The 11,437-nt window shown below is 72.2% G+C and carries 6 protein-coding genes; 3 read left to right on the top strand and 3 right to left on the bottom strand.

Annotation, left to right across the window (positions count from 1 at the left end; genetic code table 11):
* Positions 1-197: 197 nt before the first annotated feature.
* The 3 genes from ACFXAZ_RS01665 to ACFXAZ_RS01655 all read right to left on the bottom strand — a co-directional run bounded on the left by ACFXAZ_RS01665 (position 198) and on the right by ACFXAZ_RS01655 (position 3,774).
* Positions 198-1,373 carry an ADP-ribosylglycohydrolase family protein gene (locus ACFXAZ_RS01665; protein ID WP_384583398.1) on the bottom strand — a complete coding sequence of 392 codons (1,176 nt, stop codon included), beginning with the start codon at positions 1,371-1,373 and terminating at the stop codon, positions 198-200.
* Between the two features lie 8 nt (positions 1,374-1,381).
* Complete coding sequence (locus tag ACFXAZ_RS01660; protein ID WP_384583395.1) at positions 1,382-2,647, bottom strand: ADP-ribosylglycohydrolase family protein; 1,266 nt, start codon at positions 2,645-2,647, stop codon at positions 1,382-1,384.
* A gap of 83 nt (positions 2,648-2,730) precedes the next feature.
* The gene (locus tag ACFXAZ_RS01655) at positions 2,731-3,774 is read right to left on the bottom strand and encodes an ADP-ribosylglycohydrolase family protein (RefSeq protein WP_384583393.1); all 1,044 of its coding nucleotides are present in this window, start codon (positions 3,772-3,774) and stop codon (positions 2,731-2,733) included.
* A gap of 270 nt (positions 3,775-4,044) precedes the next feature.
* Here ACFXAZ_RS01655 and ACFXAZ_RS01650 point away from each other — a divergent pair, with 270 nt between their 5' ends.
* From ACFXAZ_RS01650 to ACFXAZ_RS01640, 3 genes are all read left to right on the top strand, one after another.
* The gene (locus ACFXAZ_RS01650; RefSeq protein WP_384583390.1) at positions 4,045-4,776 is read left to right on the top strand and encodes a VIT1/CCC1 transporter family protein; all 732 of its coding nucleotides are present in this window, start codon (positions 4,045-4,047) and stop codon (positions 4,774-4,776) included.
* 408 nt (positions 4,777-5,184) lie between these two features.
* Complete coding sequence (gene gltB, locus ACFXAZ_RS01645; protein WP_384583596.1) at positions 5,185-9,777, top strand: glutamate synthase large subunit; 4,593 nt, start codon at positions 5,185-5,187, stop codon at positions 9,775-9,777.
* Positions 9,770-11,233 (top strand): glutamate synthase subunit beta, encoded by a 1,464-nt coding sequence (locus ACFXAZ_RS01640; RefSeq protein ID WP_384583387.1) that lies wholly within the window; start codon positions 9,770-9,772, stop codon positions 11,231-11,233. Before gltB ends, ACFXAZ_RS01640 begins: the two co-directional genes overlap by 8 nt.
* The last annotated feature ends 204 nt before the right edge of the window (positions 11,234-11,437 follow it).

Below are 11,437 nucleotides of genomic sequence, written 5' to 3'. Positions count from 1 at the left end.
CCGGGTCGCCGCCGTGCGCCCGGGGGCGCCCGGCGCGCGCGGGGGGGGGGGGGGGGGGGGGGGGCCCGGCCGGGGGGGCGGGGGGCGCGCGGGCCCGCCCGCCGCTCGCCAGCGTGCGGCGATCTTTGAGGGCTCGCGGCCGTCCTGGGTCGCCTGGCGCAGTTCATGGCCGATCAGGTCCTCCGGCTGGACCCAGGTCACGCGGAGCATGCGGTGCCTCCCAGCGCGGTGAACGACTGCTCGTGGGTACGGCGTCGGAGTACGTCCTGCTGGAAGATGTGGCGGGTTACCTCGGTGAGCGTGCGGGCCGGTTCCCACAGGTCGAGGCGGCTGGCCTCGGCGACGGTCTTCGCCCAGTCCTCGGGGACCGGGGAGCCGAGGGCGCCGGCCAGCGCGCCGGCCATGGTGGCGATGGAGTCGCAGTCGCGGCCGTAGTTCACCGAGCCGAGGACGGCCCGGCGGTAGTCGCCGGACGCGACCAGCAGCATGCCCAGGGCGATGGGGAGTTCCTCGATGGTGTGCAGGCGGGAGGGGCGGCGGGCGCCGAGGGAGGGGGTGCGGTAGTCGGGGCCGACCGTGTCGTAGGGGGTGACCGCCTCGCGGAGGGGAGTCAGGGCCGACTCGGTGTCCTGGTGGCGTGACGCCTCTTCGCAGACCGCCTCGATCGCCGCCCGCGTGCCGTCCTTCGCGAGGGAGAGGCAGGTGGTGATCACCGAGTCCGGGGTCGCGCCCGGGGCGCAGGCCGCCGCCACCGCCGCCGCGAACACGGCCGCCGCCTCACGGCCGTACGACGACTGGTGGGCGCCCGCGATGTCCAGGGCCTCGGTGTACGCGCCGTGCGGGTTCGCCGCGTTGACCAGGCCGACCGGCGCCATGTACATCGCGGCACCGCAGTTGACGATGTTGCCGACGCCCGCCTCGCGCGGGTCGACATGGCCGTAGTGGAGCCGGGCCACCAGCCATTTCTCCGCGAGGAAGACGCGTTGGAGGGGGAGGGCCTCGGCTTCCAGTTCCGGGATCCAGCGGGGGGTGGTCATCAGGTCCGGGACCAGGTGGTCGGCGATCGCGTACGCGTCGAGGTGGTCGCGGACGCGGGCGTAGACCCGTACCAGCGCATGGGTCATCAAGGTGTCGTCGGTGATGTGGCCGTCGCCCTTGTGGTAGGGGGCGATGGGGCGGGCCGTGCGCCAGGCGTCGCCGTTCCAGGGGCCGACGACGCCGTGGATCCGGCCGCCGTGGCGGTCCAGGATCTGCTCGGGGGTGTAGCCCTCGACGGGGCCGCCGAGGGCGTCGCCGACGGCGGCGCCCACCAGGGCGGCGGTGATGCGATCCGAGAGGAGCGGGCTCTGGCTTTCGGATTCTTTGGGCGTCATGCCCCGAATCATCCTCCTGGCGGGGGCGGTTGTACCGCTTCCAGGAGTTCGGCGAGTTCTACGAGGTCGGTGCCGGTGAGGCGGGGGAGGGCGCAGCCGGAGAGGGTGCGGCAGGTGTCGCGCCAGGACGCCGGGATCGCGGCGCCGCCGCCGAGCGCGCCGGTGAGCGCCCCGGCGAGCGCGGGCGCGGAGTCGGCGACGCGGGACAGACAGGCGGCGGCCGGGATGGCGGCGGCGATCCTCCCCCGGGCGGCGGTGGCCAGGGCGAGGGCGACCGGGACGGTCTCGGCGGCGGCGATGCCGTAGCTGTAGACGTGGTCGACGATCTGGTGTTCCAGGAGGGGGACCAGGGTGAAGGCGTCGTCGGCGGTGCGGGCGAGGTCGAGGGCGTGGCGGGCGTTGCGGCCGATCTCGGTCGCCGCGGGGAGTTCGGCGAGGGCGGCGCGTACGCAGGTGTCGACGTCCGCGCCGGTCAGGGCGAGGGAGAGGGCGGCGGCCATCGCGCGGGCGCCGTGGACCCCGTCGCCGTCCTGGGTGTAGCGGGCGTCGAATTCGGCGAGGTCGGCGGCGAGTTCGGGGTCGCCGGGGTGGGCCACCGCCAGGACGCAGGCGCGGATGCAGGCGGCGTCGTCGAAGTAGTGCGGGTTGTCGTGGCCGGTGGCGGGGGGTCGTAGGCCGGCGGCGAGGTTGCCGAGGCCGGCGCGGACGGAGATGCGGGCGCGCAGGGGGAGTACGGCGGACTCGACCTCGGGGGCGCGGTCCGCTGCCGCGGCGACCTCGCTGGCGATCGCGTTCCAGGTGAGGTCGATCGCGGCCCGCATGCGGCGGGCCCGGCTGAGGTCGCCCAGGACGGTGTCGTCGCCGGCGCGGAGGACCGCCTCGGCGGCGAAGGCGGCCCATTCGGCGTCGTCGGAGGGGCCCAGGCGGAGGGGTTCGGGGGGTTGGTTGAGGGCGATGGGGACGGGGAGAGTGGTCGTCGCGTTGTGTTCGGCGAAGGTGTCGAGTTCGCGGGTGAGGCGGCGGGTCCATTCGGGCATGCGGGCGGCGCGGTGGCGGGCGGCGGGCCAGCCGGCGGCGTCGCCTGCGGCCAGGCCGAGGAGGAGGCCCTCGATCCTGCGGCTCGGCTCCGCCGGGGCGTCGGTGGCCTCGGCTTCGCCTTCGGCCAGGTGTTTTCCACCCGCACCGCGGGTGCGGCTTTCGTCGTCGGGTGCGGGTGGCCCCGGTGGGGGACTCTCGCCGTCGGCGGCTGTCGGTTCCGTGTCCGGGCCTGCCATCCGTTCCGTTTGCGGGTACGGAACCGTCGTCCCGTTCGGTCCGTTGATTCCGTTCGTTCCCTCGTGCCAAGGCGCCGGCGGTGTCATGCCACCACCTCCGCCTCGTCGGGAGCCGTGAGGTCGTGCCCTTGGGCGCGTGACGTCAGCAGGTCCGCCACCTCCAGTACGTGGTGGCCCGCCATGGACGGCAGGCAGCTGCCGCGGGCCGGGGCGATGGCCTTCGCCCAGTCGGCGGGGATCGCCGACAGGCCCTGGGTGGCGCCCGCCAGCGCGCCCGCGACCGCTGCCGTGGTGTCGGCGTCGCGGCCCATGTTGACGGCGGTCAGGACCGCCTCGCGGAAGTCGCCGTCGGCCGCCGCGTACGCGCCGAAGGCGAGGGCGACGGCCTCGGGGGCGAGGTCGGTCCAGGGGTAGCCGCCGATGACGACGGCGGAGCGGACGGCGCGTTCGCCGCGGTGGGCGACCGTCACCGCGCGGCGCAGGGAACGCGCGGTCCAGGAGTCGTCGGGGACCACGGCGAGCGCGGCGGCGACCACGGCGATGACGGGGGCGCCCGCCATCGCCGCGGCGACCCCGGCCGCCACCGCCTGGCCGCCGTAGATGCCCTCGCCCTCGTGGCTGACGGCGCCGTCGATGGCGACCAGCCGGGCCGCCTCGGCGGGGCGCCCCGCGGCGAAGACACCGAAGGGCGCCGCCCGCATCGCGAGCCCATCGCTCCAGGCGTGCCGGTGCTGTGCGGAGATGGGGGCGGCGAGGCCCCGGCGGAGGTTCTCCAGGGTGCCGCGCTCACTGAAACCGGCGCCGCGGAACGGGCCCTCCGCACGGTCCGCGATCCAGGCGTGCCAGGCCGCCTCCACATGGGCGGCCGTGAGCGCGGAGCCGTGCCGGGCGAGCAGCAGACCGGAGAAGATCGCGTACTCGGTGTCGTCGGTACCGGCGGGGCTCTCGACGACGTACCCGGTGATACGGCCCCAGCGGGCCCGGATCTCGGAGGGCTTCAGGTTCTCCGCGGGGGCGCCGAGGGCGTCTCCGACAGCCAGTCCGAGCAGTGCGCCGCGCGCCCGCTCACGGAGTTCGGCGGCGTCCCCGGGGGCCGGGACCGAGGGAACGCAGGCGATGGATGCCATGGCGGACTCTCCTCTCAGGGTTCACGGAAACCGGAACCCATTTGCGGAACTGTCCCCGGTGCGTCCGGCGGCGCAAGCCTCCCGACCCTCAGCGTCACCCGGTCGACATGTGAGCGCCTTGCAAATCGGATGAGCGGAATACGGTAAAGCCGCAGGTTAGGGCATCCTTTCCTTGCTGGCGGGGGGTGGGGTGAAGGCGTAGTCTGGCTTCTGTCGAGAAATGGAATCCGTCTAAAGAAGCCTGTCAGGGGCGTTTGTGAGGGACCGGTCATGGCCATCATCGAGACCGAGGCGACACTCCACGAGGCACACCGCGACAACCACACCCACCGCGATGTGAACGGCGGCTGGCTGCGCCCGGCGGTGTTCGGGGCCATGGACGGGCTGGTCTCCAACCTCGCCCTCATGACCGGTGTCGCCGGTGGCGCGGTCGGGCAGCAGGCCATCGTGCTGACCGGGCTCGCGGGACTGGCCGCCGGCGCCTTCTCCATGGCCGCCGGTGAATACACCTCGGTCGCCTCGCAGCGTGAGCTGGTCGAGGCCGAGCTGGAGGTCGAGCGGCGTCAGCTGCGCAAGCATCCGCAGGCCGAGGAGGACGAGCTGGCCGCGCTGTACGAGGCGCGGGGCGTCGAGCCCGGCCTGGCGGGCGAGGTCGCCCGGCAGCTGTCGCGGGACCCCGAGCTGGCGCTGGAGATTCACGCCCGCGAAGAACTGGGAGTGGACCCCGGCGATCTGCCGTCGCCGCTGGTCGCCGCCGTGTCCAGCTTCGGCTCGTTCGCGCTGGGCGCGCTGCTGCCCGTACTGCCGTATCTGCTGGGCGCCACCGTGCTGTGGCCGGCCGTGCTGCTGGCGCTGGCGGGGCTGTTCGCCTGCGGGGCGGTGGTGTCCAAGGTGACCGCGCGGACCTGGTGGTACAGCGGGCTGCGGCAGCTCGCGCTGGGCGGGGCGGCGGCCGGTGTGACGTACGTCCTGGGCAGTCTGTTCGGAATCGCTGTAGGGTAACGCGGCTGGAACTTGTGCGCGGGACCGCATAAGCAGCCGTTACTCGCTGGTTTCGAGCGATTAACCATTGGGCATGAGCCGTAAGCGCTGTAGGCAATGAAGCCTGCCGTGTGCCGGTGGGGCTGGCGACGACGCACGCTCCTCCTTCTCCTTTCGGGCCGACGGACATCGATCTGTCTGATCTGCCCCCATGAACTTCCGCCGCCGAGCGCGGTGTCCGATGTCGCGAAACCGCCGCGACGTCCGCATGCTGGAATGGTCTATCCGGTTCCCGAGAGCCGTCCCATCATGTAACCTGCACGAAATTTTGCACTCTCGCAGAGGGCCAACGTCGTCCCTCGGCACTTCCCCAGCGCCGAAAAAGCCTGATGGGAACCCCCAAGCCACATGACGACGACGGGAGAGCCGATGCGTACGCCGCACCAGCCGTCCCAGCACTCCACGACTGGCCAGAACTGGTCGTTCATGGATGCTCGCCCTGCCGCGCAGGGCATGTACGACCCCCGGAATGAGCGCGACGCGTGCGGCGTCGGTTTCGTGGCCACCCTGACCGGCGAGGCCAGCCATACGCTGGTGGAACAGGGCCTGACGGTGCTCCGGAACCTGGAGCACCGCGGTGCCACCGGCTCCGAGCCGGACTCCGGCGACGGCGCCGGGATCCTCTCCCAGGTGCCGGACGCCTTCTTCCGTGAGGTGGCCGAATTCCAGCTGCCCGCGGCCGGTGCCTACGCCGTCGGGATCGCCTTCCTCCCCGAGGACTCCGACGACGCGGCCGTCTCGCATATCGAGACGATCGCCGCCGACGAGGGCCTCACCGTCCTGGGCTGGCGCGACGTCCCCGTCGCCCCCCAGCTGCTCGGCGCCACCGCCCGTTCGACGATGCCCGTCTTCCGGCAGCTCTTCGTCAGCGACGGCGTCTCCACCGGCATCGACCTGGACCGCAAGGCGTTCGTGCTGCGCAAGCGCGCCGAGCGCGAGGCCGCCGTCTACTTCCCGTCGCTGTCCGCGCGGACGATCGTCTACAAGGGCATGCTGACCACCGGCCAGCTGGAGCCCTTCTTCCCGGACCTGTCCGACCGGCGCTTCACCTCCGCGATCGCGCTCGTCCACTCCCGGTTCTCCACCAACACCTTCCCGTCGTGGCCGCTGGCCCACCCGTACCGGTTCGTCGCCCACAACGGTGAGATCAACACCGTCATGGGCAACCGCAACTGGATGCGCGCCCGGGAGTCCCAGCTGGTGTCCGACCTGTTCGGCGAGCGCGACCTGGAGCGGATCTTCCCGATCTGCACCCCCGCCGCCTCCGACTCCGCGTCCTTCGACGAGGTGCTGGAACTGCTCCACCTCGGCGGCCGTTCGCTGCCGCACTCCGTGCTGATGATGATCCCGGAGGCATGGGAGAACCATGCCTCCATGGACCCGGCCCGGCGCGCCTTCTACCAGTTCCACGCCACCCTGATGGAGCCCTGGGACGGCCCGGCCTGCGTCACCTTCACCGACGGCACCCAGGTCGGCGCGGTCCTGGACCGCAACGGACTGCGCCCCGGCCGCTACTGGGTCACCGACGACGGCCTCGTCGTCCTCGGCTCCGAGGTCGGCGTCCTCGACATCGACCCCGCCAAGGTGGTCCGCAAGGGCCGCCTCCAGCCGGGCCGGATGTTCCTCGTCGACACCGCCGAGCACCGCATCATCGAGGACGACGAGATCAAGGCGGGCCTCGCCGCCGACCAGCCCTACGCGGACTGGCTGGAGGCCGGCGAGATCGAACTGGCCGACCTGCCCGAGCGCGAGCACATCGTGCACACCCACGCCTCCGTCACCCGGCGCCAGCAGACCTTCGGCTACACCGAGGAGGAGCTGCGGGTCATCGTCGCCCCGATGGCCAGGACCGGCGCCGAGCCGATCGGCTCCATGGGCACGGACTCGCCCATCGCCGCGCTCTCCGACCGCCCCCGGCTGCTCTTCGACTACTTCACCCAGCTGTTCGCACAGGTCACCAACCCGCCGCTGGACGCCATCCGCGAGGAACTGGTCACCTCGCTGCGCTCCCCGCTGGGCCCCTCCGCGAACCTCCTGGACCTCACGTCCGCCTCCTGTCGTACGGTCACCCTGCCCTTCCCGGTGATCGACAACGACGAGCTGGCCAAGCTCATCCACATCAACGCCGACGGCGACATGCCCGGCTTCAAGGCCGCGACCCTGTCCGGCCTGTACCGGGTGCACGGCGGCGGCGACGCCCTCGCCGCCCGGATCGAGGAGATCTACGCCGAAGCGGACGCCGCCATCGACAACGGCGCCCGCCTGATCGTCCTCTCCGACCGGCACTCCGACGCCGAGCACGCCCCCATCCCCTCGCTGCTGCTCACCGCGGCCGTCCACCACCACCTCATCCGCACCAAGCAGCGCACCCACGTGGGCCTGCTGGTCGAGGCCGGCGATGTCCGCGAGGTCCACCACGCCGCCCTGCTCATCGGCTACGGCGCCGCCGCCGTCAACCCGTACCTCGCCATGGAATCCGTCGAGGACCTGGTCCGGGCCGGCACCTTCCTGCCCGGCGCCGAACCCGAGCAGGCCATCCGCAACCTCATCTACGCCCTCGGCAAGGGCGTCCTGAAGGTGATGTCCAAGATGGGCATCTCCACCGTCGCCTCCTACCGCGGCGCCCAGGTCTTCGAGGCCGTCGGGCTCGAATCGGCCTTCGTCGAGACGTACTTCAAGGGCACCGCCTCCAAGATCGGCGGCGTCGGCATCGACGTCGTCGCCAAGGAGGTCGCCGCCCGGCACGCCAAGGCCTACCCGGCCTCCGGCATCGCCCCCGCGCACCGCGCGCTGGACATCGGCGGCGAGTACCAGTGGCGCCGCGAGGGCGAGCCGCACCTGTTCGACCCGGACACCGTCTTCCGGCTCCAGCACTCCACCCGTACCGGCCGCTACGACATCTTCAAGAAGTACACCGAGCGCGTGAACGAGCAGTCCGAGCGGCTGATGACGCTGCGCGGCCTGTTCGGCTTCAGCTCCGGCCGCGAGGCCATCCCGGTGGACGAGGTCGAGCCGGTCAGCGAGATCGTCAAGCGGTTCTCCACCGGCGCCATGTCCTACGGCTCCATCTCCCGCGAGGCCCACGAGACCCTCGCCATCGCCATGAACCAGCTCGGCGGCAAGTCCAACACCGGCGAGGGCGGCGAGGACCCGGAGCGCCTGTACGACCCCGCGCGCCGCTCCAGCATCAAGCAGGTCGCCTCCGGCCGCTTCGGCGTGACCAGCGAATACCTCGTCAACGCCGACGACATCCAGATCAAGATGGCCCAGGGCGCCAAGCCCGGCGAGGGCGGCCAACTGCCCGGCCACAAGGTCTACCCGTGGGTCGCCAGGACCCGCCACTCCACCCCCGGCGTGGGCCTGATCTCCCCGCCGCCGCACCACGACATCTACTCCATCGAAGACCTCGCCCAGCTCATCCACGACCTGAAGAACGCCAACCCGAAGGCGCGCATCCACGTCAAGCTGGTCTCCGAGGTCGGCGTCGGCACCGTCGCCGCCGGTGTCTCCAAGGCGCACGCCGACGTCGTACTGATCTCCGGCCACGACGGCGGCACCGGCGCCTCGCCGCTGACCTCCCTCAAGCACGCGGGCGGCCCCTGGGAACTCGGGCTCGCCGAGACCCAGCAGACCCTGCTGCTCAACGGCCTGCGGGACCGGATCGTCGTCCAGACCGACGGCCAGCTCAAGACCGGCCGGGACGTCGTCATCGCCGCGCTCCTGGGCGCCGAGGAGTTCGGCTTCGCCACCGCGCCCCTCGTCGTCTCCGGCTGCGTCATGATGCGCGTCTGCCACCTGGACACCTGCCCGGTCGGCATCGCCACCCAGAACCCGGTGCTGCGCGACCGGTTCGCCGGCAAGGCCGAGTACGTCGTGAACTTCTTCCGGTTCATCGCCGAAGAGGTCCGCGAACTCCTCGCCGAACTGGGCTTCCGCTCCATCGAGGAGGCCGTCGGCCACGCCGAGGCCCTCGACGTCACCCGCGCCATCGACCACTGGAAGGCCCAGGGCCTGAACCTGGCGCCGCTGTTCCACGTCCCCGAGCTGCCCGCGGGCGCCGCCCGCCACCAGATCGTCGAGCAGGACCACGGCCTGGCCAAGGCCCTGGACAACGAACTGATCAAGCTCGCCGCCGACGCCCTGGCCGCCGACTCCGCGGCCGACGCCCAGCCGGTGCGCGCCCAGGTCGCCATCCGCAACATCAACCGCACGGTCGGCACCATGCTCGGCCATGAGGTGACCAAGAAGTTCGGCGGCGCCGGGCTCCCCGACGACACCGTCGACATCACCTTCACCGGCAGCGCCGGCCAGTCCTTCGGCGCCTTCCTGCCGCGCGGCGTCACCCTGCGCCTTGAGGGCGACGCCAACGACTACGTCGGCAAGGGCCTGTCCGGCGGCCGGGTCGTGGTCCGCCCCGACCGGGGCGCCGACCACCTCGCCGAGTACTCCACCATCGCGGGCAACACCCTCGCCTACGGCGCCACCGGCGGCGAACTCTTCCTGCGCGGCAAGGTCGGCGAACGCTTCTGCGTCCGCAACTCCGGCGCGCTGGTGGTCTCCGAGGGCGTCGGCGACCACGGCTGCGAGTACATGACCGGCGGCCACGCCGTCGTCCTCGGCGAGACCGGCCGCAACTTCGCGGCGGGCATGTCCGGCGGCGTCGCGTACGTCATCGACCTCGACCGGGACAACGTCAACACCGGCAACCTCGGCGCGATCGAGGACCTCTCGGACGAGGACCGGGACTGGCTGCACGACGTGGTGCGCCGCCACGCCGAGGAGACCGCCTCCACGGTCGCCGCGAAGCTGCTCGCCGACTGGCCGGCCGCCGCCGCCCGCTTCACCAAGATCATCCCCAGCACGTACAAGGCAGTGCTCGCCGCCAAGGACGCCGCCGAGCGAGCCGGTCTCTCCGAGACCGAGATCACCGAGAAGATGATGGAGGCGGCGATCAATGGCTGACCCGAAGGGCTTCCTCACCCACGGCCGCGAGGTCGCCACCTCCCGCCCGGTCGACGTCCGCCTGCGGGACTGGAACGAGGTCTACGTCCCCGGCTCCCTGCTGCCGATCATCAGCAAGCAGGCCGGCCGCTGCATGGACTGCGGCATCCCGTTCTGCCACAACGGCTGTCCGCTCGGGAACCTGATCCCCGAGTGGAACGACTACGCCTACCGCGAGGACTGGGCGGCGGCCTCCGAGCGCCTGCACGCGACGAACAACTTCCCGGAGTTCACCGGCCGGCTCTGCCCGGCCCCCTGCGAGTCGGCGTGTGTCCTCGGCATCAACCAGCCGGCCGTCACCATCAAGAACGTCGAGGTCTCCATCATCGACAAGGCGTGGGAGACCGGGGACGTCGCCCCGCAGATCCCGGAGCGCCTGTCCGGCAAGACGGTCGCGGTCGTCGGCTCCGGCCCCGCGGGCCTGGCCGCCGCCCAGCAGCTCACCCGGGCCGGCCACACCGTCGCCGTCTACGAGCGCGCCGACCGCATCGGCGGCCTGCTCCGCTACGGCATCCCCGAGTTCAAGATGGAGAAGCGGCACATCAACCGCCGTATCGAGCAGATGCGCGCGGAGGGCACCCGGTTCCGCACCGGCGTCGAGGTCGGCCGCGACCTGTCGGGCACCAACCTGAAGAAGCGGTACGACGCCGTGGTGCTGGCCGTCGGCGCCACCACCGCCCGTGAGCTGCCGGTGCCCGGCCGGGAGCTGAAGGGCATCCACCAGGCCATGGAGTATCTGCCGCTGGCCAACAAGGTCCAGGAGGGCGACTATGTGACGCCGCCCCTCACGGCCGAGGGCAAGCACGTCGTCGTCATCGGCGGCGGCGACACCGGCGCCGACTGCGTGGGCACCGCCCACCGCCAGGGCGCGGCCTCGGTGACCCAGCTGGAGATCATGCCCCGCCCGGGCGACGACCGGCACCCCACCGCCCAGCCGTGGCCGACCTTCCCGATGCTCTACAAGGTCACCTCCGCGCACGAGGAGGGCGGCGAGCGGGTCTACTCCGTCTCCACCACCCACTTCGAGGGCGACGAGGACGGCAATGTGCAGTGGCTGCACCTCACCGAGGTGGAGTTCGTGGACGGCAAGCTGACCCAGCGGCCCGGCACCGAGCGCCGGATCCCCGCCCAGCTGGTCACCCTCGCGATGGGCTTCACCGGCACCGACCGGGACAACGGCCTGGTCGAGCAGTTCGCCCTGGACCTCGACGAGCGCGGCAACATCGCCCGCGACGCCGAGTACCAGACCAATGTGCCGGGCGTCTTCGTGGCCGGGGACGCCGGCCGCGGACAGTCGCTCATCGTCTGGGCCATCGCCGAGGGGCGCTCGGCCGCCCGCGGCGTCGACCGGTTCCTGACCGGCGCGAGCGAGCTGCCGGCGCCGATCCGGCCCACGGACCGGGCCCTGATGGTCTGACCGACGGCCCCCTCCCATACGGCGGCCCCCTCCATAAGACCTCCCGTACAACGGCGTACGGGCGGGATGTCCGGGGGACATTCCTGGGACGCTCCAGGGATGTCCCCCCGACCACCCGCAGACGGCGTCTGCCTCGTCCCCGACCGGACCTGGGCAGGCGCCGCCTCTTGTGCCGTCCGCGCGAGCGGGCAGGCACCCCGCTCA

It is taken from the genome of Streptomyces sp. NPDC059477, assembly GCF_042749375.1.
Lineage (GTDB): Bacteria > Actinomycetota > Actinomycetes > Streptomycetales > Streptomycetaceae > Streptomyces.
Note: the sequence above shows the minus strand (reverse complement) of the source record. Positions and strands in the feature narration are given on the sequence as shown.